We start from the raw sequence: 21,831 nt of genomic DNA on the forward strand, positions 1-21,831 counted from the left end.
ACAGCAATCCGGCGCTGCATCACCGGGCCACTTTGTTCACCAGGCCCCTCCATGTGAACAATTTATCTTTAACATGCAATTTTGTTCAGCTAAACTGTTCGTCGGAAAATTGTCAAGGCCTGCCGTTTCATTCGACGACGGTTTGCGCTGTCCGCCGGTTTGCCTTACGCAAGGTCTCGGAAATCTTGGGCATTTCGAAGTCGCCGGATTGGAATATCATGAGCAGAGCCGGCGGCTGCGGCAAGGCAAACAGATGACGATCGTAGAGAACGAAAGAGCCTCGCGCTTTCCCGACGCCGAACTCAAGGCCCGCGCCGCCTGGCACTATTATGTCGAGGGTCTTACACAGGAGCGGATTTCCGAAATTCTCGGCGTCGGCCGCATCAAGGTACATCGCATTCTCTCCGCCGCCCGCGAAGAGGGTGTCGTCCAGTTTCGCATCCGCGACAGCGTCGTCGAATGCGTGGTTTTGGAGGAAAGCCTCAAGCAGAGGTTCGGGCTCAGCCAGGCTGTTGTGGTGCCGTCGGCTGCCGACCGAAGCAACGCACCGCTGATGATCGGCCACGCCGCCGCCGCCTATCTGGCCGACCATGTGAATGCCGGCGATGTCATTGCGCTGGGCTGGGGGCGGACGCTGAAATTCGCCATCAATGAGTTGCCAAGGCGGCCTATCGCCAGGACCACGGTGGTTTCGATGCTTGGCGGCCTGACCCATGCACAGCCGCTCAACCCGACAGAAAGCGCCTGGGATTTCGCCGAGAAGATCGGTGCGGAGTGCTTCCTGCTGCCGGTGCCGGTCTATGCCGACCGGCCGGAACAGCGCGACGCGTTCATGAGCCAGCGCAGCGTTCAGGACGTTGTCTTCCGTGCACGCCGGGCAAACATTGCCGTGCTCAGCGTCGGCTCGTTTTCCAACGACAGCCCGATCGCCAATTACGGCTTCATCAAGCCAAGCGAACTCGAGGAACTGCAGGCGGCCGGCGCCGTCGGCGATATTCTGTGTCATTTCATCGACGCCGAGGGCCGCCCGGTCGACCACGAGGTGAACCGCCGCGTCTGTGCCTATCCGCTGCAGGATCTGTCGGATATCCCGAGCATCATCCTGGTGTCGGGAGGGCAGGAAAAGATTGCCATCATGCGGGCAGCACTCGCCAACACCAAGGTATCGGTTCTGATCACCGACGAGGATGCGGCAAAGGGGCTGCTCAACCGCTAGTCGCGTTGAGAGCACTCAGCCGCACGTGGATATCGCGCGTCGCTTGATAGAGATCGCGGTAGATTGCCTTGCGGCCGCGATAGCCGGCAACAAGTCCATCGACCGGGTCGACATGCATGGTGGGAGCGGCAGCCATTGCCTTTGCGGCGGCTTCCGGCGAGGCAAACCAGCCGACCGCGGCGGCCGCCAGCATGGCGGCGCCGAGTGCGGCGGCTTCGTTGACCGGCGAAACCGAGATCGGCCGCTCGAGCACGCTTGCCATGATCTGCATGAGGAGTACGCAATTGGTGCCGCCGCCGGCGGCAATCATCGCCGCCTGTCCGCCGGCCTGGGCTTCCATGGCCTCGGTGGCAACGGCCTGCTCGAAGGCGATGCCTTCCAGGACAGCGCGGAAAAGATGCTCCGGCCGGTGGTCGAGCGACAGGCCGACAATGGCGCCACGCGCGGCACCATCCCAATAGGGGCTCATGACGCCGGCCCAATAGGGCATGACGAGCAGGCCCTCGCTGCCAGCGGCAACCTCCAGCGCCGCTTTCTCCAGTGCTGCCGCCGACGGCGAACCGGTCGTGCGGACAATCCAGTCGACCAGTTGCATGCCCGAACGCAGCACTGTCTCCAGCATGAAACCGGAACCGGTCGGCGAGACCAGCGTGCGAAAGGCGTCCGAGGTTTTCACCTTGCCGGAATAGCAGCCGCTGACCACGCCGGAGCCGAGCGAGAGATAGCTCTTGCCTTCGCCGTAAACGCCCATGCCGAGGCCCATCGCCTGGCCGTCCCCAGCGCCGGCAACGACCGGCGTGCCGGCCCTCAGGCCGGTCAGTTGCGCCGCGGTTGCGGAAAGCCCGCCGCAAATTGCGCCCGGCGCGACCAGGTCGGGCAATTGCTCCATCTGCAGTCCGGCGGCCGCAACGAGGCGGGGATGCCAGGTACCTCTCTCGACGTCGAGGAGCCCGAGCGGATCCGCACTTGCGGTGCTGGTGACCAATCGCCCGGTCAGCCGCTGGACGAAGAAACCGTGCACGTCGACCAGTGCCGCTGCCTGGTGAAGCACCTGAGGCTGGTGTTCGGCAAGCCAGGCGATGGCATAGAGCGCCGGCGTCGGGTCCGGCGGCTTGCCGCTCCAGTCGCGGATCGCCTCGCGGCCGAGTTCGGCCGAAAGCCTGATAACCTGCGGCCGGGCGCGTTCGTCCAGCCACAGGATCGCCGGAATAAGTGGTTTGCCGGCGCTGTCGACCAGCGTGAAGGTCTCGCGCTGGTGGGCAATGGAGATCGCCGCCACGCGGAAAGCGCCGACCGCCTCAGTGACCTGCTTCAATGCGCCAAGCAGCGCCGTCCACCAATGTTCGGCGTCCTGCTCGAAATGGCTGGGCTTCGGATTTGAAAGCGGATAAGTCTCGCGCGCCTGGAACAGCTCCTCGCCGTCGCGGGTGAAGGCAATCGCCTTCACGGCCGTGGTCGAGGCGTCGATCCCGATTACGATATCGTCCATCAGGCGGAGATCCGGCGGGGTCAAGCCGCGTTGGTAGCGAACCGTCCGTCCGACTGATCGAGACGACGGCGGATCTGGGTTATCACCATCGAATCGTCGGGTACACAATTTTCATAGGTCAGGAAATCGCCGATCTTGAGCGGCTTGACCACCTTGGCCCGTTCGGCAAGGCCGAGCGGCAGCGCGCCCCGGGCGCGTGCATCTTCCCATGTCATGGCGAAGCCGCGATAGTCGTTCTCGCCGATCATGCCGAGCGACTGGCCGACGCCAAGATCGCTCTTGGCAACCGCCACCGCCTCGGCGACCGGACGGTCGAGCGGCTCCATGTCGGCCCGTTTGTAGACGACGGCGCGCGCCGCCGACAGCGGCACTTCCAGGCTGGTCAGATGATAGGGCCGGAAGATCGTGAAATAGGGGCCTTTGCCGACCTTGAGGTCGATCATACGCTCCAGCACGCGCGGATGCTGGGTCTCGATGATGCAGAACACGCCGGGCGCCACGCCCTTGCCGATCGAATAATCGACCACGCCCTTGCGATGCAGCACGCCGCCATCCTCGCGCGGGCAGAGCACGCTGGCGAGCTCCTCCAGCGTTGCGGTTGGGCCGTGCATGCCCGGCACGTCGGGCACCAGGCCGGTGGCATTGGCGATCGCCACCATTTCGATGGCCGTCTTCGAGCCGTCGACGAATTCGACCAGCATGCGCGCATTCATGTTGCGCTCGGCCGCTTCTTTCTCGTAATCGGCCGGCATGGCGTCGATCTTCAGCGGATTGTTCTTGCCCTTGCCGGCGGCGATGATGTTGAAGCCGAGGCTTTTGGCAAAGCCGATGATCTCCAGCGTGCAGGCCGGCTCGTCGCCGGCGGCACCGGTATAGACGACGCCGGCCTTGCGTGCCTCGTCCTTGAGGAAGCGGCCGATCGTGATGTCGGCCTCGACATTGAGCATGACGATGTGCTTGCCGTTCTTCATCACTTCCAGCGCGAACAGCGTGCCGATATTGGGATTGCCCGTCGCGTCGATGATGACGTCGATCCGGCCGGCCGCCGCCAGCGCGTGCAAATCTTCGGTCACCGCAATCTTGCCGGCCTCGATGGCGCGGTCGATCGCCGCCGCATTTCCGGCCTGGACGATGTCGGAACGGTCGTGGCCAGCGAGCAGCGCCGCGTCGATCGCTGCCTGCGGCCTGACCTCGGAAATAGCGCCGATCCGCATGCCCGGCATCAGTGCCACCTGGACGACGATGTCGGTGCCCATCTGACCGGCGCCGGCAAGCCCGATGGTGATCGGCCCCTGCTGTTCAGCGCGCTGCAGAAGTTCCGCTGCAAATTGCGGATGGGACATGTCGCTTCCTCCAGTTCTTGACGCGCCGCAGCGTCCAAATCAACGTTTTGAACATTCCTATTTCCAAATGAAAAATATTTCAACCTGCAATTGGGACATTCCCGCTCTGGAATGGCCGATCGCTTGGGGTCAGCTGCCGGTCAGGGCACGACCTCTGCAGATAGCCGGACGGCGCCGACCGATGCGGGTTGCTCGACGTTGCCTTGAGGTGGCGCGGTCTCTACCTCAGCTGCCGATCTCGAAGAAGGGCGCGCCGAGCAGGTCGGGAACGACATCGATGCCAAGTCCCGGCCCGTCCGGAATGCCCATGCGGCTGCCCGAGACCGGCGGCATATTGGATGCGGTGCGCACCGTCACCCATTCGTGGAAGGCGATGGCGTGCAGCCGGCGCTCCTCGGGCGTCGACAGCGACAGATGCGCCATGGCCGATGTGTCGATCTCGGCGCCGCCAGTGTCCTCGACGGTGATCATGAAGCCGAGATCGACGGCGAGGTCGCGGATTTGGCGCGTTTTGGTCACTCCTCCGAGCCGCGAGATCTTCAGCGTCAGCCCGTCGGCAGCGCGCTTGCGGTGGATGTCGAGCATGTCGTCCAGCGAGGCGACGGATTCGTCGAGCACCATCGGTTTGTCAAGCGAGCGGCGCACCGACATGCATTCGTCGATCGTCGTGCAGGGCTGTTCGAACGTGTAGTCGATGGTGCGCGTCGCATCCACGAACTGGCGTGCCTGGTAAGGCGTCCAGCCGGCATTGGCGTCGCAGAAGATGACGGTGCCCTTCGGCACCGCGGCGGCGACGGCTGTGACGCGTTCGATGTCGTCATGGACGTTGCCGCCGACCTTGACCTGCAGTCGATGAAAGCCGTCTTTGACGATGCGCTTGGCAAGTGCAGCCATCGCGTCGACCGTGCCATGGGTGACGACCTTGTAGAGTTCGGCCGTCTCGCTCTCGCGTCCGCCAAGCAACGTAACCAGCGGCACGTCGGCGGCGCGCGCCGCGAGATCCGAGCATGCCATGTCGAGCGCCGACTTGACGTAGGGATGGCCCTTGAACACCGTATCCATGAGCCTGTTGATCCCGGCAAGCCCGCGTGGGTCATGGCCCATGAGATGCGGCGCGATCTCGACGACGCCGGCGCGCGTGCCGGCGGCGAACGCCGGCGAGTAAAAATTGCCGAGCGGCGCCATCTCGCCCCAGCCGGTGAGCCCGCTATCTGCGGTGACGGCGACGATCACAGCGTCGAACGCATCGGCGACGCGCCCCTTCGACATCCGGTAAGGTCCGTCCACAAAGGGCTGCACGACATGGTAGGCTTTGATGGTTTTGATCTGCACGTCTTCTGTCCGTTGTCTGTGTTCCGGGATGACCGCCAAACTTGTCGGGCTCAGCCGCCTTTGGGCCGATTGCGCGTTAGGCCGGCACGATCCGCGCCGGCGCCCTTTGAGCCACGCTCTTCCAACTCGCGCGCATAGGCGAGCAGTTCCTCGAAATCCAAATCGATATGCTCCTTGGCGTGGCGCTGGGCAGCGCGCATGTCGCTGCCCTGGAGCAACTGCACATAGGTTTCGTGAGCGTCTTCGGCAGGCACCGGCTCGTTGCGGGCCCGCTGGTGCAGCGCAAAATACATCTGCAGCCGGCTGGCCAGCCGCTGCCAGGTTTCCAGCAGCACCGAGTTGTCGGCCCATTCGTGGATCAGTCCATGCAGTTGCAGCGCCGTTTCGATCTGCCGCGTCGTGTCCAACTCGCGCGTCGCCTGCTTCACCGCCGCATGCCGCCGGTCGATCTCGTCGAAGAAGCGCTGGTCGCGAAGCGGCCAGGTCCGCTCGATGGCGAATTCGTCCAGCACCTTGTTGAGCGAATAGGCATCGTCGATGTCCTTGGCGGTAACGTCGATGACGAAGGTTCCGGCGTAGGGGATGCTGGTCAGGATGCCTTCCTGCACCAGCTCGCGCATCGCCTCACGCAGCGGCGCACGACTCACCCGCATCTGCTCGGAAATCCTGAGTTCGTTGAGTTTTTGTCCTGGCTCTAACTGGCCGGTCAGGATCGCGCGCCGGAGCAGCGCCACGATCTCGGCCCGGCGTGTCGTATCCGCGATCGGACTGAAATCCAGCTTCGCCATTCGGTGCTCCAGGAGACCAAAAGCTACACAAGCAGATTGTCGACAATCTAACAAGAGGGTAATTGCGGGTTCAGGTTCTCCGCTGGCCTGCAGCTTGCGGCAGATGGGTACGTCACGGCCCGCTCTATTTGCGCCTTCATGGCTCCTGCCAAGGCCGAGTGCGCCGATGAGGCCAATCTTGCCGACCCTGCTCAGCAAGAAAACGGCGCCCTCGGCGTGGGAGCCGAGGGCGCCGCGGGACCGGACCTGATGGGGGTTATCAGGTGGCCGGTTTCTGGGGTAGCGGCGAGACCGGCATTCCCGGGCCGATCTTCTGCAGATTGCCGGTGATCACCTGGTCGCCTTCGGCTACGCCGCTCAAGATGGCCACCTGATCGCCATTGGTCGGTCCGAGCGAAACGATGCGCTGGTCGACGGTGTTGTCCTTGCCGACGACATAGAGGTATTTGCCGAGCTGGCCTGAGCCGAGTGCCGTCTGCGGCACCATCAGCGCATCGGGCTGCTCTTTGACGTGCAGCCGGACGCGGACATACTGCCCGGGCAGCAGCGTGAATTTGCCGTTGCCGACCGTCGCCCGTGCCGTGATCGTGCCGGTCGAGCGATCGATTGTGTTGTCCATGAAGGTAAGATCGCCCTTCTGGCGCGGTTCGGTTTCACCGGGAAGCAGGACGTCGACACTGATCGGTCCCGCAGCCCGAGCTTCCTCGATCTGGGTCAGGTCCGTTTCGCTCGGATTGAAGGTGACGTAGATCGGATCGAGCTGCACCAGCGAGTTGAGCACCGTGCCGGCAACGCTGACCAGCGTTCCGACGGAAGCCTGGCTGCGTCCGATGCGTCCCGCGAACGGGGCACGGATTTCGGTATAGCTCAAATTGAGCTCGGCGGTCCGCAAGGCGGCTTGGTTCACGGCGAGCGAGGCCTGAGCCTCGCGCAAGGTGCTGGTGCGCTGGTCGAACACGTCCTTGGCGAGATAGCCGCTCTTGGCGAGCTCGCTGCCGCGCCCGAGATTGGAGCGCGCATAGTCGAGTGTTGCCGTGTCGCGCTGGATAAGCGCCTTCGCCTGCTCCAGGGCAGCCTGGAAATCCTCCGGGGCGATCTTGTAGAGAAGGTCGCCCTTTGCAACATCGCCGCCGTCGGTGGCGACCTGCTCCTGCAGATAGCCCGGCACGCGCGCCTGCAGCGTAATGCTGCGGATCGGCTCTACCCGGGCGGCGTAGTCGAGATAGATCGGGATCGTCTTCTTGACGACGCTCACCACCGGCACCGGCATGACAAAGGCTTCCGGCTTGGGTGTCGCCGCCCCGGCCGTGCCGGCGTTGAGGCTGAGACTGCCCATGTCGAGCAAGTGAACGCTCGCTATCGAAATCGCCCCAAGGGCGACGGCCGTTCCCAGCGCGATTTTCCATTTACGCATGATCGATTCTCCAGTCCTATTCAGCCGCTTCGGCCAATGGCTCGAAGGCGGGTTCGGCGGTTGGTTGTTCAGTCGTTTCGGAGACCGGTTCGCTCTCGCTGCGGCGCTCGCGCAGCTGCTCGATCACCGCATAGAAGACCGGCACGAACACCAGCGACAGGATGGTCGCTGCGACCATGCCGCCAAAGACGGTGGTGCCGATCGACTGCCGGCTTGCGGCACCCGCACCTGTGGCGAACATCAGCGGCAGCACGCCGAGGATGAAGGCGAAGGCGGTCATCAGGATCGGCCGCAGCCGCAGCCGCGCCGCTTCCATCGCGGCGTCGACGATGCTGAGGCCTTCTTCGCGCCGGCGCCGGGCAAACTCGACGATCAGAATCGCGTTCTTGGCCGCCAGTCCGATCAGCATGACGAAGCCGATCTGCGAGTAGACGTCGATCTGCATGCCGCGCAGCCACAGCACGACGAACGCACCGAACAATGCGAGCGGCACCGCCAGCAGCACCATGAACGGCATCGCCCAGCTCTCATATTGCGCGGCAAGGATGAGGAAAACGAAGACGATGGCGAGGCCGAAGACGACGGATGCGATCGATCCCGCCTTGAGCTCCTGATAGGTGATGCCGGTCCATTCGTAGCCGAAATCTCTCGGCAACGCCGTGGCAGCGGCACGTTCCATTGCCGCCACCGCCTGGCCGGACGAAAAGCCGGGGGCGGCGCCGCCATTGATCAGGGCCGACGCATTGTTGTTGTAGTGCGGCACGGTCTCGGGGCCGACGATGGGCACAAGCTTGCCCAGCGTGCTCAGCGGCACCATGCCACCCGACGCATTGCGGACATAGAGCCGCGAAATGTCGGCCGGACCGGCTCGAGAGTCCTTGTCGGCCTGGATCGTCACCCGGAAGGTGCGGCCAAACAGGTTGAAGTCGTTCACATAAAGCGAGCCGAGATAGATCTGCAGCGTGTTGAAGACGTCCGGCAGGTTGAGCCCGAGCAGCTTTGCCTTGGCGCGATCGAGATCGTAGTTGAACTGCGGCGTCGAGGTCGAGAACGACGAGAACAATTGCTGTGGGTTGAGCTCCGGCTGCTTGCGCGCCTCGGCAATCACAGCTTGCGTCGCATCGTTGAGCGCCACGCTGCCGCGGCCGGTCAGATCCTCGACCTGGAACTCGAAGCCACCGGTGGTGCCGATGCCCGGGATCGAAGGCGGGTCGAAGCTCAGCGCAAAAGCCTCCGGAATTTGCAGCAGCTTGTTGCGCACGTCGGCGACGAGCTTCGAGGCGCTCTGGTCGGGGCCGCGTTCGTCCCATGGCTTCAGGATGGCGAATTCGACCGCCGAGTTCGACTGCGCGGCACTGGTCAGGAAGTTCAAGCCGCTGATCGAGCCGACAATGTCGACGCCGGGCGTGTTCTGCAGGATATCGCGTGCCTTTTGCGCCACTGCATCGGTGCGTTCCAGCGAGGCCCCGTCGGGGAGCTGGATAACGACGAAGAAGTAGCCCTGGTCCTCGACCGGAAGGAAGGTCGAGGGCAGGCGCTGCCAGACGAAGTAGGTCGCGACAAGTCCGGCCGCGAACAGGCCAAGCATGATCCAGCGCAGACGGATGAGAATGCGCACGCCATTCGCATACGCATGCGACAGCCGTTCGAAGCCCATGTTGAACCAGCGGAACAGCACGAACTGCGTTTCAGGCCGGTGGCGCAGGAACGCCGCGCTGAGCGCCGGAGTAAGCGTGAGCGAGACAAAGGCCGAGATGCCGAAGGAGATCGCGACTGTCAGGGCAAACTGGTTGTAGAGCCGGCCGGAAACGCCGGGGATGAAGGCAACCGGCACAAACACGGCCATCAGCACGGCGGTCGTGGCGATGATCGGTCCGGTGACCTCGGCCATCGCCGTACGCGTGGCAGCCAGCGGTTTGAGGCCGGCCTCGAGCTGGCGTTCGACATTCTCGACGACGACGATCGCGTCGTCGACGACGAGGCCGATCGCCAGCACCATGCCGAGCAGGCTGAGCATGTTCAGGGAGAAGCCGAACATGTACATGACGACTAATGTCGACACCAGCGACACCGGAATCGCGATCGTCGGGATGATCGTGGTGCGCCAGCTTTGCAGGAAGATGAACACCACCGCGACGACCAGGACCAGCGCCTCGCCGAGCGTGATCAGCACGTCATGCATAGACGCCGATACGAAACGTGTCGTATCGTAATGCATGGCATAGCTGACCCCCTTCGGGAAGCGGGCCGACAGCTCCTGCATCTTGTCCTTGACGCGCTGCTGCAGATCGAGCGCGTTGGAGCCCGGCATCTGGTAGACCGCGAGCACCACCGTCGGGTCCTTGCCGAAGAAGGCCGACGACGAATATTGCAGCGCGCCGAGCTCGATGCGCGCAACGTCGCGGAGCCGCACCAACGAGCCGTTGGCGGTATTGGCCCGCACGACGATGTCGCCGAACTCCTTGGGGTCGCTCAGCCTGCCGACGGCGTTGACCTGCATCTCGAAAGCGGTGCCGGCCGGAGCCGGCGATTGCCCGATCTTGCCGGCCGCCACCTGGACGTTCTGCTCGGCGACGGCGTTCTGCACGTCGACGGCGGTGATGCCGAGATTGGCGAGCTTGTCGGGATCGAGCCAAACGCGCATCGAATAGCGCCGCTCGCCGAAGATCTGCACGTCGCCGACGCCAGGCAGGCGCTTCAGCGGATCGACCACCTGCAGGTAGGCGAGATTGCTCAAAGTGACCGGGTTGACGGAGCCGTCCGGGGAGGTGAGGTCGACGATCAGGACGAAGTTCGGGTTCTGTTTCTTGATCGTCACGCCGCCCTGGTTGACGATGGCCGGCAACGAGGAAGCCGCCTGCGAAACGCGGTTCTGGACGTCGACGGCGGCGGTGCTCAGGGAATAGCCGACCTCGAAAGTGATGGTGATCGTCGAGGAGCCGTCATTGGAGCTCGACGACGACATATAGGTCATGCCCTGAACGCCGTTGATCTGCTGTTCGAGCGGCGTCGTCACCGTGTCGGCGACAACCTGCGCGCTGGCGCCCGGGTAGTGGGCGCTGACCACGACCTGGGGCGGCGTGATGTCGGGAAACTGCGAGACGGGCAGCAGAAAATAACAAATGCCCCCGGCGAGCACCATGATGATGGCGATCGCCGACGCAAAGATCGGACGATGAATGAAGAAGTTTACCATGAGATGCACGCCTCGCCCGATGCTCTGGCCCGGCCAAAGGCCCTGGCCACCCTGGACAGTCGCCGGCTGCGCGTTGAGCCGGAATCTTCGAGAAAGCCGAAATCTTGCAGCGGGCGACGCGGCGCGTTGCGGCGCTCGGCCTGCTCGTCCGCCAGCGCACGCAGCATCGCCTCGAAAGACCGCGGGTCGACGCGGTCGGCCTTCATCAGCATGCGGATCATCGGATCCTTCACAACTTCATCGATCGTCAGATCATTGCGCTGCGACATCGAAGCGGCTCCTGGTTTTTGGCGATCCGCGGCAGGCCGCGGATCGGGTGTTCTCTTGCTCGCCGGCCGAGGCCGTAAGGTGCGGTTCGTCCCCTTGCCGATTGGGCGGGGCTGATGGCCGGCACTTGCGAGTTTGACATGATGCAATGCGGGTGTTACAGGTAAGTAACATCTCTAACGTTACAGACCGGTAACACCCTAGTCAAGAGGTGCACCGAGGGAATTTCGGGAAACGCAATCACGGAGGTTTTGATGACAGACGGTGTTGTGGAGCGTGTTCGCCCCCGGGACAGGATCCTGGAGACGGCACGGGACATGTTTCACAAGCATGGCATTCGCGGCGTCGGCATCGACGCCATCACCGAGGCCGCCGGTACCAACAAGATGACGCTCTACCGGCATTTCGAGTCCAAGGACGACCTGATCATCGAATGTCTGCGGGCGACCGCCTGCAGCGCCAACGCGATGTGGGAAAAGTTCGAGGCCGAGAATCCGGGCGACAAACTGGCGCAACTGCACGCCTGGGTCCGGATGGCGGCCGATTGCCTGATGTCGGATCGTCGCGGTTGCGACATGGCCAACGCCGCCATCGAGCTGAGCGAGACCGATCATCCGGCAAGGCAAGTGATCAAGGAACTCAAGGAAGCGCAGCGCGAGCGGCTGGTCTCGCTGTGTCGCGATGCCGGCATCGGCCAGGCCGAACTTCTCGCCGACACGCTGTCGCTTCTGCTCGAGGGCGCCCGTGTCAGCCTGCAAAGCGTCGGCGCCGAAGGCCCGAGCGCGCAGTTCGTCCGCATGGCGGAAGGCCTGATCACTTCTTTCAGGGCCAGATAGTCTCGCAAGCGGCGAAACCATTGACAGCTCGTTGGTTACGAGCCGCGCCGCCGAGCGCTCTTTCGTCCCATTCGGATGTGTCGTCACCACACTTCTCCGTCTGCCGCCGCGCCATTCCTTGCGCGGCGTATTGCTTGTTGGTTGTGAGGGCAAGATAGGGCCGGCAGCGAATTGGTGAGAGTGACAAGTGTGACAGGATTCCGCCCGGAAATGCCGTGGCGATCTCAGCGAAGGCCCATCGATTCGCGGATCGGTACTCGTCCCGGTGATAGTCATGGCCCCAGCCTTGGCCGATACCTCAGAGCCGGAACGAAAAAAGCCCGCTGCCGGGAGGAGGTGGCAGCGGGCTTGATTTTCGAATGCGGTGCGGGAGGAGGTGCACCGAATTCAACGTCGGCATCGCATCTGGGAGGAGTAGATGGCCGACGCTTATGAACTTACTGGTTGCCCAATGATTCGGCAACCACAAAAGTTGCATAGCTGATGTGCAGATTTGCGGTATCAACCGAATTTTAACGATCGAGGCCGAGCGAACACCGCCCTCGCGCGGCATCACTGCACCGGGACATTTTCCTTGAAGATCAGGCGCGGCTCGATGAATTTCCGCGTCAGATAGGGCGCCGACGAGGCGATCGAGCCGAGCAGGCGAATGACCGACTGTTCGGCGATCAGCCTGGCATTCTGGTCGATGACGACGTCGAGCAGATCGTCGATGAGATAGCCGCGCGTTTCGCGCGTCAGATCATGGCAGATGAACACCGGCTTTTTCTGCGGTCTGGCTTCGAGCAACGCTTTCGCCACGCCTGATCGTCCGGCGCCGATACAGTAGATGCCGAGCAGCTCCGGCTCGTTGTGCAGCGCCTTCATGGTCGCGGTGTAACTGACCTCCGGCTCGTCGTTGATCTCGACGGCACTGGTGACGGTCAGATTGGGGAACTCCTCGCCGAGCACGGAGCGAAAGCCCATTTCGCGTTCCTCGTGGCCGCGATAGGAACGTGAGCCGACCACCATCGCCAGATGGCCTTTGCGGCCGCCGAGGAACCGTCCCATCAGCAGCGCCGCGGTGCGGCCCGCCACCCGGTTGTCGATGCCGACATAGGCCGAGCGGGGCGCGCCCGGAACGTCGGACACCAGCGTGACTAGGCGGATGCCGGCCTCGACGATCTCGCGCAAGATGTTGCGCGTCCTTGGATGATCGACGGCAATGACGCCGACCCCGTTCGCCTTGAGGGAGAGGTTTTCGACGGCTGTCTGTAAGGCGCTCGGCGAAATGCCGGTGAGCTTATGGATGCGGCAGGAGGCGACCAGCGGCAGGCGCGCCGCATAATCCTCGATGTGCCTGGCCAGATCGGCCATGAAGGCATTGCTGCCGATCGGCAGGAAGAATTCGAGATGCGCCGGCCGCGAGGGCAACGCGACCTGGTCGACAACCGGCAGATAGCCGAGCTGCTTGGCCGCCTCCATTACGCGCTGCCGGTTGGCGGCACTCGCCCCCGGCCGGTTGTTGAGCACACGGTCGACCGTCGCGGTCGACAGGCCGCAGCTCCTGGCAATATCCGAAACGGTGGCTTTCATCTCGCAACCATGTGGCGATGCGATCCAGTGCCTCGGCGGTCAGCCGGCGGTCAGTCGTGCCGCTTTGTGCGCTCGACCAGCGCGTCGTGGATCTCCTTGTCCGACATGCCGGTGATGACGCGTTCGACTTCGGCGACGCTGGTCTTCTTCGGGTCGATATCGTCGGCGACCACCTTGCCGCGGCGCATGACGACGATGCGGTCGACCACCTGGAAGACGTGGTGGATGTTGTGGGCGATGAAGATGCAGGAATGGCCGGAATCGCGGGCGCTGCGCACGAAGCTTAGAACGCCTTGCGTTTCGGCGACGCCGAGATTGTTGGTCGGCTCGTCGAGGATGATGAGGTCGCTGTCGAAATGCATGGCGCGTGCAATCGCCACCGCCTGCCGCTCGCCGCCGGAGAGCGAGCCGATCGGCGTCGTCGGCGGAATGTTCTTCGAGATGCCGACCTGCTTGAGCAGGTCGCGGGCAACCACGTTCATCGCCTCCTGGTCCATGCGGTTGAGGAAACGCGGCGGCTTGATCGGCTCGCGTCCAAGGAACAGGTTGCGGGCGATCGACAGTTGCGTCACCAGCGCCGAGTCCTGGTAGATCGTCTCGATGCCGTGGGCGATGGCGTCGCTGGTGCTGCGCAAATTTACCCTCTTGCCGCGGATGAAGATGTCGCCGCTGGTCAGCGGGACCGCGCCCGACAGCACCTTGATCAGCGTCGACTTGCCGGCGCCATTGTCGCCGAGCAGTCCGACGATCTCCCTTTCGTTGACATGGAAATTGGCATCAACCAGCGCCTGAACGCGGCCATAGGACTTGCGGATGTTCGTCATGCGGATCAGCGGCTCGACCATCGTCTCAAGTCCCTGCCTGATGCCGGCGTTCCAGCCAGGAGTGGAGCGCCATCATGCCGAGGATGATAGCGCCGATGAAGATGTTGTAGGCAAGGCCCGGCACACCGATCAGCACGATGCCATTGCGCATCACGCGCAGGATCAGGATACCGAGCACTGTGCCGATGATGGTGCCGCGCCCGCCGGTCAGCGCCGTACCGCCGATCACCACCATGGCGATGACTTCGAGCTCGTAGCCGGTGCCGCTGTTGGGGTTGGCCGCCGAGGTGCGCAGCGAGCTGATGACGCCGGCAAGCGAGGCCAGGATCGACGACAGGATGAACAGGCCGATCTTGACGCCGCTGACATTGACGCCGCGCGCCCTTGCGGCACTCGGGTTGCCGCCGGCCGCCTGGATCCAGTTGCCGATCCGGCTCTGCGTCAGCACGTAGCCGAGCGCGACGGCGGCCGCGATGAACCAGAACAGCGACATATAGATACGGAACGGCCCGATGAAGAAATCGCCGACCAGGGCTTCCGCCAGCCAGCTCCCCTCGGCGCTCCAGGTCCGCTGCGGAAACCCGTTGGTGACGAACAAAGCGGTGCCGCGCACCACCAGCAGCATGCCCAGCGTCACCAGGAAGGACGGGATCTTGAGCTGCGTCACGAACCAGCCATTGACCAGCCCGATGAAGGCGGCAACCACCAGGGCAACGGCGAAGGCGGCTTCGAGCGAGGTGAGACCGCTGTTGAACAGCGTCCACATCAGGACCGGCGAGAAGCCGAACACCGAGCCGACCGAGAGGTCGAATTCGCCCGATGTCATCAGCAGTGTCATCGCCAGCGCGATCAGCCCGAGTTCGACCGTGAAGGCCAGCGTGTTCGAGATGTTCTGCGGCGACAGGAAGTCGTGATTGATGCCCCAGAACACGGCAATCTCGACGACAAGCAGCACGAAAGGCCCGAACTCTGGCCGCGCGATCGAGCGTTGGATAAGGGAACGATTTTCCACCTTGGACCCGCGATAGGATTGGAACTGGCCGAGACGGCAACCGGCTTCGGCGGAATGATGAGACAGCCACGGCCGCCGGAGCGGCCGTGACCAACTCGATCGCGGATTTATTTGCCGGACAGGATCTTGTCGTAGACTGCCGCGGTGTCCTTCTCGTACAGCGCGCCGGTGATCACGTCGAAGCCGGGCGGAATGCCGCTCGCCGCCATGTTGGCGAGCGAGAGCGCGACGTAGCTGGTCGCCTGCGGATCCTGCCACTGGCCGGCATTGACGTAGCCGTTCAGCACTTCCTGGGTGGTATCGAGCGAGTTGCCCCAGCCGACAACCGGGATTTCGCCCGGCTTGACGCCGACCTGGTCGAACACTCGCTTGATCGAACCGGTGACAAGGTCGCCGAGACCGATGACCGCCTTGACCTTGGCCCTGTTGGCGGTGAGGTAATCGACCATGCGGTTGATCACTTCGGCCTGGTCGAGCGTCGCTTCGGTGATTTCATAAGTGATGCCGAGCGGCTCGAAGACGCTCTTGATGCCTTCCTCTTCCTGGACGCCATAGGTGGCGCCGGGAATTTCGACCGGCATCCAGACGAAGTCGCCCTTCTTCACCAGGCCCTTGTCGACCAGATACTGCGCCCAATGCTTGCCGAAGGTGACGTTGTCGCCGCCGACATAGGCGTTGAAATCCGCCTTCGGGTCGGGCGTGTTGAAGTTGATGATCGGGATGTTCGCCGCCCGCGCTTCCTTGACGATCTCGACAAGGCTGCCCGGATCGGGGCTGGTGGTGGTGATGCCGTCGGCCTTGGCGGCGATTGCGGCGCGAACGGCTTCCTGCTGCGACGCCACGTCACCATTGTGGAACGAGGTGTTGACGGTATTGCCGGTGTCCGTCGCCCATTGCTTGGCGCCGGCAAGGAAGTAGGTCCAGACCGGATCGGCCGGGCCGCCATGCGAAATCCAGTAGAATGTCTTGGCCTGTGCCGCGGCCGGAATGGCCAGCGCCACCACCAAGCCAAGTACAAGCAGTCTTAGCCTCGTCAGCATTTGATTTCCTCCCATTTGAACCGAACTCCTCCTCCCACGACGATCGCGGCGAAAAACCGTGCGCGGCAAAAACCGCGATCGTATTCTGCCAGCGTCGACCTGGGTGCATCAGAGCATCCCCTTTTTCGATCGATGGCAAGCCTTCATCTGCCAGTGGTAGTTGGCGCATCCGCAGGCGCCATCAGCCCTACCATCAGATTGCATCAGTTTGCGTGATATTTTTCAGGCAGGCGATTCCTGGACTGCGTCGGCCGGATTGCTCCCGGCGCCCATCTACTCCAAACGACCATGACGTCCCTTGTCGTGGGCGCTGCGGGCCTGTTTGATACCGAAGACCTCAGGTTCCGGATGTCAAGATCAGCCCTTGATCCAGGCCGGGTCGCGAAAATTGTCCCATGTGGCACCGATGCCTGCATCGACCGGAATGGCAGCGCCTGTAATGCCATTGGCTATGGGCGAGGCGACGAACGCAATCGCCGCTGCGATGTCACGCGGTGTCAGCACCCGGCCGAGCGGATGCCGCTCGGCGTAGGAGGCGAGGATCTCGTCGCCATTCGGCAGCGCTGCCAGCCGTCCGGCCAGCAGCGGCGTATCGGTCACGCTCGGGCAGACGCAATTGACCGTGACCCGGTCCCGCGCCAGGTCGAGCGCCGCCGCGCGGGCAAGGTTGAGCAGCGCTCCCTTCGACACGCAGTAGGAGAACATGCCGTGCTCGGCCTGCAGCCCATCGAGGCTGGAGAGCAGCACGATGGCGCCGCTCTTTTGCTTGCGCATGCCCTTGGCCGCCTCGCGCACCACCAGGAATGAGCCTCGCACGTTGACGCCCATCACCTGCTCGAAATCCTCGACCGAGGTCTCGAACACCGGCCCGCCGACGCCGAGCACGCCGGCACAGGCCACGGCGACATCGATTTCGCCAAGCTGCTTGCGCGTCGCCGCAAAGGCATCGGCGACGGTCTTCTCATGACCGGCATCGCCTTCGAAGGCGATCGCTTTCCGACCGATGTGCTTGACCTGCCTGGCGGTGTCTGCAGCAGCGCCCGCGGTCCAGTCGAGGATGGCGACATCGGCGCCGAGATCGGCCAGTGTCAGCGCCGTCTCGCGGCCTATGCCCGAGCCGCCGCCGGTGATGAAGGCGACCTTGCCTTGATAGGAAAGTCCGGGAAACGGTTCGCGCGGGCTCATGCGCCCGCCTCCGCTGCCATTTTGATCGTGCCTTTGTAGGTCGGGGCGCCGCCGCCCGGCACTTTCAGCCGCCACAGGCGCCCGGCATAGGACGGTTTGTCGCTCGATGCCAGCACGCTGGCGTCGGTCACCCACAGCGTCTCGCCATCGAAGGCGAGATTGGTCGGCGCGCCGCCGCACTTGATGAAGCCCTTGATGGCGCCGTCGCGGGCGACGACATGGATGCCGCCGCCGACCAGATCCGTGACCAGCAGCGAACCGTCGGCGGCGATCGTCATGCCGTCGAGGATCGGGTTATCCCCCGGCATGCGGCCGAGATCCTCGATGCTGCCGTCGCCCTTCAGTCGCCTGACACGGCCGGTGTAAGATTCGTCCCAGACGATCGAGCCGTCGGCCTCGACGACGATGCCGTTCGGAAACACCGGTTCTGGGAAGGCCACCTTGATTGTCGCCTTGCCGTCCGGCGCCAGCGCAAAAATGTAGCTCGGGTCGGGACTGGCGGGATTATAGGTGCCGGGGTCGGTCCAGACCAGCGTACCATCCGGCGCAAAGACCAGATCGTTCGGGCCATTGAGTTTGACGCCCTCGACCTCGGTCACCAGAATTTCCGGCCCGGCGCCCGGCCGCACCCGCTGGATCGATGGCACGGTCATCTCAGGCGCGCGCCACGGACCGACGGTGCCGCCGTTCTGGCAGACATAGAGCGCGCCGTCGGAGCCAAGCACGCAGGAGTTCGGCGCGCCGGTGACATAGGCGAATTGCCTTGCCTTGTCGTCCTTGCCAACGATGGTCAGCTGGCTGCGGTAGCTTTCGACGAAGACCAGGCTGCCGTCCGGCATCACGGTCGGCCCTTCCGGCCATCCGAGATTGTCCGTCACCAGTTCCGGCGAAAGATCGTTCTTCATTTCACGGCCCCTGCGGTTAGTCCGCGCACGATGTAGCGCTGGACGAAAAGCGAGAAGAGGAGGATCGGGATGACAGTGACGACGCCGACCGTCGCGGCGATGTTCCAGTCGATCGGTCGCTGCGCGCTGACCAGGGTCGCGGCACCCAGCGATATGGTCTGGAAGGCACGGCTGTCGATGACGTAGAGTGCGACCAGGAACTCGTTCCAGATGAACAGCGCGCCGAACAGCGCTGCCGTCACCAGGCCCGGCCGCACGATCGGCAGCATGACGTGCCACAGCACACCGACGCGCGTGCAGCCGTCGATCATCGCCGCTTCATCGATCTCGCTCGGGATTTCGTCGAAGAAGCCGATCATGATCCACACCACGAGCGGCAGCGAAAAGGCGATATAGGGCAGGATCAGGCCCGGATAACTGTCCTGCAGGCCGGCCGTCTTGACCATCAGAAACAGCGGAATGGCGACCGCGATCGGCGGCATGAAGCGCATCGACAGGATGGTGCTTGCCAGCTGCTCGCTACGCTTGAAGCGCAGCCTTGAAAACGCATAGGCCGCCGGCGTGCCGATCAGAATCGCGGCTGCGGTTGCGATGCCGACCACGATGATGGAGTTGAGGGTGAAGGCCAGCATCCCCTGGCTGAACAGCACCTCATTGTAGTTCTTGACGATCTGCGTCCAGTTGAGGTTGAGCGTCGGTGGCACCTGCGCCAGGATCTCGATGCGCTTCTTGGTAGACAGCACCGCCAGATAGAGGAAGGGCGCGGCGCCGAAGATGCCGAGCACGATGAGGAAGAGGTAGGCGATGACCCGGCCCGGGCGGATCTTCATCGCGAGTTCCCGGGCCGGATCTGGACGTATCTGAGCATCACTGTCGTGCCGACGGCGAGGATCAAAAGCATCATGTAGGCGACCGCCGCGGCATAGCCGTAATTCTGGAACTGGAAGCCGTTCTGGAACGAGAAAAAGGACAGCGTCGTCGTGCTGCGCGCTGGCCCGCCATAGCTCAGCCCGTAGATCAGGTCGAACGAACGGAAAGCATCGACGGCGCGGAACACGGCGGCGAAGACGATGGCCGGCGTCAGCATCGGCAGCGTGATGCGCCGGAAGGTGACGAATGGGCCGGCGCCGTCGACCTGGGCGGCTTCGAAGACATCCTGCGACAGCGCCTGCAGGCGCGCAAAGACGATGATGAAGACGAATGGCGTCCATTGCCAGCAGTCGACGAGGATCACCGTCACCATCGACATGCCGACCGAGCCCAGCCAGTCGGGTGGCGTCAGTCCGATCTGCTTTATCGCCCAGTTGACCAGCCCCCAGTCCGGATTGAGCAGGGCGCGCCACATCACCCCGACGATGATCGGCGTCATCAGCATCGGCAGCAACAGGATGCCGCGCACGATCCAGGCGCCCTTCAGCTGCAGGTTGAAGAACATCGCCAGTGCGACGCCGAGCACGACCTGGATGGAAACCGAGAAAAACACCATGATGGCGCTGTTCATGGCGGCGTTCCAAAACAGCGGATCGACCAGCAGGGCACGGTAATTGGCGAGGCCGACGAAATTGCCGGTGCCGGTCGCGGCGGTCAAATCTGTAAGCGACAGGCGCAGGCTGTGGAACAGCGGATAAATGCTGAAGACGATCAGGTAAAGCAGGCACGGGCCGAGGAGCAGCCACACGGCTCTCCCCGGCTCGTCACGTGTGCCGAAGACGAATTTCGTCTGGGTGGCGGCGGTTGTCGCAAGGCTCATCGAAAATCACATCCACAGCGATCCGCGCGGGCACCGATCAGGCAAGGTGGCCTGCCTTCCGCAAGATCGCCTCCCACTGGGTCTGCACTTTTTCACAGGCAGTCTTGGCATCTTGCGTGCCGATCAGCGCCGCGTTGAACTCGACGTTCATGACATCGTTGAGTTGAAAGAATTCCGGGATCAGCGACGTCGGTATGGTGTCGGCCGTCTCGATCGCCGTCAGCGCGTCCTTGAGGTAGGGGAACTTCGCCACCAGCTCGGGATCTGTGAAAGCCGAGGTGCGGTTCGCATCGATGTTGTATTTCTCGATGGAATAGCGGTTCACCGCCTTGCTGGTGATCCAGGTCAGCGCCAGCCAGGCGGCGTCCTTCTTCGCCGGGTCGATATTCTTCGGGATGCCGACCCCCCAGCCGCCTTGGATTGCCCGCGGCGACTTGCCGTCGCCGGAAGGAACCGGGGTGGTCGCGGTGGTCTCGGCGACCATGGAATTCTCGCTGTTCAGGATCGGCCCGGCAATTGTAGACCAGAAGATCATCTGCGCGATCTTGCCGGTGGAGAAGCCGTCGACGTTTTCGGCAAAGCCGTATTTGGTCACATTCTTCGGCGCATAGGGCAGCAGGTCGATCAGCATCTGCAAGGCGCCGATGCCTTCCTTGGAATTGACCTGCGGCTTAAAATTCTTCTCCTTGGCGCTGCCGGTCATCAGCACGCCGCCAGTGGTGATGAAGCGAGTGTACCAGTCGACCGCGGCGAGCGAGAAATCGTTGGCGCCGATGAAGGAGCAACCGGCCACGTCGTCGGTGTTGAGCTTCTCGGCGGCAGCCTTGAACTCGTCCCAGGTCTTGGCCGGCTGCAGGCCTGCCGCGTCGAACAGGTCCTTGCGATAGAAATAGATGACCGACCCGGAATGCAGGCCGGGTATGCCGTAGACGTCCTTGCCTTTGCCAACCGTGCCGGAGGCCATGTCGAAAATGCCGACATTCTTCATCGCCGCCGGGATGAGATCGGCGAAATCCCAGTCCGGCGGCGTTTTTGCGGGATCGTCGATATAGGCGTTGAGCTGCTCGTAATAGCCGCCGCCGACCTGCTGGGTCGTCAGGAACCCAAGATACTCGATCAATTCGAACGAGGATTTGTCTGCCTTGAGGTTCTGCAATGTCTTTTCGATCAGCGCGCCGAGTGCCGGCGAGGTGATCTCCAGTTCCATGCCGGTCTCCTCGACGAATTTCGGCAGCATGTCGGCGAGCGCGCGATGGTCGTTCTCATCGCCGGTCATCAGGATGTTGATTTTGGTGCCGGCGAACTTCTTCATGTCGAAACCGGCGGCGTAGAGCGGCACGGTGCCGCCAAGTCCTCCAAACGCCGTTGCCAGGCCCAGCATGCCGGCGCGCTGCATCAGGTCGCGGCGCGTCAGGCCGCCTGTATCCACGGCGGCGTTTTCGCCGGGCCGCGGGTGATCCGTCTGCTCTTTTCCGCTCATGTCTCACTCCCCAGTTTCTTCTTTGTTCTGCCGACGGGACTGCATCGGTCCGGACGGCAGATTGCATCCGGCGATCTAAATAGTCAATCGATTGCTTAATGATCGCTCAAACGATTGCTTGAACAAACACGTCGTGTTATCGATGCCGTGCTCTATGGGTGAAAATTGTCTCGGGCGCA

At 63.2% G+C, this 21,831-nt stretch carries 18 protein-coding genes; 2 read left to right on the forward strand and 16 right to left on the reverse strand.

Annotation, left to right across the window (positions count from 1 at the left end; translation table 11 throughout):
- Positions 1-253 precede the first annotated feature (253 nt).
- Positions 254-1,216, forward strand: a complete 963-nt coding sequence (locus NKJ09_RS05355; RefSeq protein WP_031193335.1) for a sugar-binding transcriptional regulator — start codon at positions 254-256, stop codon at positions 1,214-1,216.
- On the opposite strand, the gene NKJ09_RS05360 is transcribed toward NKJ09_RS05355, so the two are convergent.
- The 7 genes from NKJ09_RS05360 to NKJ09_RS05390 form a co-directional block, all read right to left on the reverse strand.
- Positions 1,206-2,705: a xylulokinase gene (locus NKJ09_RS05360; RefSeq protein WP_023716796.1), complete on the reverse strand. Its 1,500-nt coding sequence runs from the start codon at positions 2,703-2,705 to the stop codon at positions 1,206-1,208. The genes NKJ09_RS05355 and NKJ09_RS05360 overlap by 11 nt on opposite strands.
- Before the next feature lie 20 nt (positions 2,706-2,725).
- The gene (locus tag NKJ09_RS05365; protein ID WP_023716797.1) at positions 2,726-4,048 is read right to left on the reverse strand and encodes an NAD(P)H-dependent oxidoreductase; all 1,323 of its coding nucleotides are present in this window, start codon (positions 4,046-4,048) and stop codon (positions 2,726-2,728) included.
- Positions 4,049-4,273: 225 nt separating this feature from the next.
- Positions 4,274-5,380, reverse strand: a complete 1,107-nt coding sequence (locus NKJ09_RS05370; RefSeq protein WP_352493995.1) for a mandelate racemase/muconate lactonizing enzyme family protein — start codon at positions 5,378-5,380, stop codon at positions 4,274-4,276.
- A 50-nt stretch (positions 5,381-5,430) separates the two neighbouring features.
- The gene (locus NKJ09_RS05375) at positions 5,431-6,168 is read right to left on the reverse strand and encodes a GntR family transcriptional regulator (protein ID WP_352493996.1); all 738 of its coding nucleotides are present in this window, start codon (positions 6,166-6,168) and stop codon (positions 5,431-5,433) included.
- A 259-nt stretch (positions 6,169-6,427) separates the two neighbouring features.
- On the reverse strand, positions 6,428-7,582 hold the full coding sequence (locus NKJ09_RS05380; protein ID WP_023716800.1) for an efflux RND transporter periplasmic adaptor subunit: 1,155 nt from the start codon (positions 7,580-7,582) through the stop codon (positions 6,428-6,430).
- Between the two features lie 16 nt (positions 7,583-7,598).
- Complete coding sequence (locus NKJ09_RS05385) at positions 7,599-10,778, reverse strand: efflux RND transporter permease subunit (protein ID WP_023716801.1); 3,180 nt, start codon at positions 10,776-10,778, stop codon at positions 7,599-7,601.
- The gene (locus tag NKJ09_RS05390; RefSeq protein WP_023716802.1) at positions 10,772-11,047 is read right to left on the reverse strand and encodes a hypothetical protein; all 276 of its coding nucleotides are present in this window, start codon (positions 11,045-11,047) and stop codon (positions 10,772-10,774) included. Before NKJ09_RS05390 ends, NKJ09_RS05385 begins: the two co-directional genes overlap by 7 nt.
- Before the next feature lie 252 nt (positions 11,048-11,299).
- Between NKJ09_RS05390 and NKJ09_RS05395 the strand changes: the two genes are divergently transcribed.
- Positions 11,300-11,881, forward strand: a complete 582-nt coding sequence (locus tag NKJ09_RS05395) for a TetR/AcrR family transcriptional regulator (protein ID WP_023716803.1) — start codon at positions 11,300-11,302, stop codon at positions 11,879-11,881.
- A gap of 552 nt (positions 11,882-12,433) precedes the next feature.
- Here the strand turns inward: NKJ09_RS05395 and NKJ09_RS05400 are convergent.
- The 9 genes from NKJ09_RS05400 to NKJ09_RS05440 all read right to left on the reverse strand — a co-directional run bounded on the left by NKJ09_RS05400 (position 12,434) and on the right by NKJ09_RS05440 (position 21,652).
- A complete protein-coding gene (locus NKJ09_RS05400) occupies positions 12,434-13,456 on the reverse strand; it encodes a LacI family DNA-binding transcriptional regulator (protein WP_352493997.1) in 1,023 nt (340 codons plus the stop codon).
- Positions 13,457-13,506: 50 nt separating this feature from the next.
- Positions 13,507-14,301 carry an ATP-binding cassette domain-containing protein gene (locus NKJ09_RS05405; RefSeq protein ID WP_023716805.1) on the reverse strand — a complete coding sequence of 265 codons (795 nt, stop codon included), beginning with the start codon at positions 14,299-14,301 and terminating at the stop codon, positions 13,507-13,509.
- Between the two features lie 4 nt (positions 14,302-14,305).
- Entirely contained in the window at positions 14,306-15,292 is a 987-nt protein-coding gene (locus NKJ09_RS05410) for an ABC transporter permease (protein ID WP_352493998.1), read from the reverse strand.
- Positions 15,293-15,399: 107 nt separating this feature from the next.
- A complete protein-coding gene (locus tag NKJ09_RS05415; RefSeq protein WP_023716807.1) occupies positions 15,400-16,332 on the reverse strand; it encodes a substrate-binding domain-containing protein in 933 nt (310 codons plus the stop codon).
- 357 nt (positions 16,333-16,689) lie between these two features.
- A complete protein-coding gene (locus NKJ09_RS05420; RefSeq protein WP_352493999.1) occupies positions 16,690-17,517 on the reverse strand; it encodes an SDR family NAD(P)-dependent oxidoreductase in 828 nt (275 codons plus the stop codon).
- Positions 17,514-18,422 carry an SMP-30/gluconolactonase/LRE family protein gene (locus NKJ09_RS05425; RefSeq protein ID WP_352515634.1) on the reverse strand — a complete coding sequence of 303 codons (909 nt, stop codon included), beginning with the start codon at positions 18,420-18,422 and terminating at the stop codon, positions 17,514-17,516. The genes NKJ09_RS05420 and NKJ09_RS05425 overlap by 4 nt, the downstream gene beginning before the upstream one ends.
- Positions 18,419-19,252, reverse strand: coding sequence for a carbohydrate ABC transporter permease (locus NKJ09_RS05430; protein ID WP_352494001.1), 834 nt, complete (start codon positions 19,250-19,252; stop codon positions 18,419-18,421). Before NKJ09_RS05430 ends, NKJ09_RS05425 begins: the two co-directional genes overlap by 4 nt.
- Complete coding sequence (locus NKJ09_RS05435; RefSeq protein WP_352484091.1) at positions 19,249-20,172, reverse strand: carbohydrate ABC transporter permease; 924 nt, start codon at positions 20,170-20,172, stop codon at positions 19,249-19,251. The genes NKJ09_RS05430 and NKJ09_RS05435 overlap by 4 nt, the downstream gene beginning before the upstream one ends.
- 37 nt (positions 20,173-20,209) lie before the next feature.
- Positions 20,210-21,652: an extracellular solute-binding protein gene (locus NKJ09_RS05440; protein ID WP_352494002.1), complete on the reverse strand. Its 1,443-nt coding sequence runs from the start codon at positions 21,650-21,652 to the stop codon at positions 20,210-20,212.
- Positions 21,653-21,831 lie beyond the last annotated feature (179 nt).

The organism is Mesorhizobium sp. M0189 (genome assembly GCF_040322135.1).
Classification (GTDB): domain Bacteria; phylum Pseudomonadota; class Alphaproteobacteria; order Rhizobiales; family Rhizobiaceae; genus Mesorhizobium.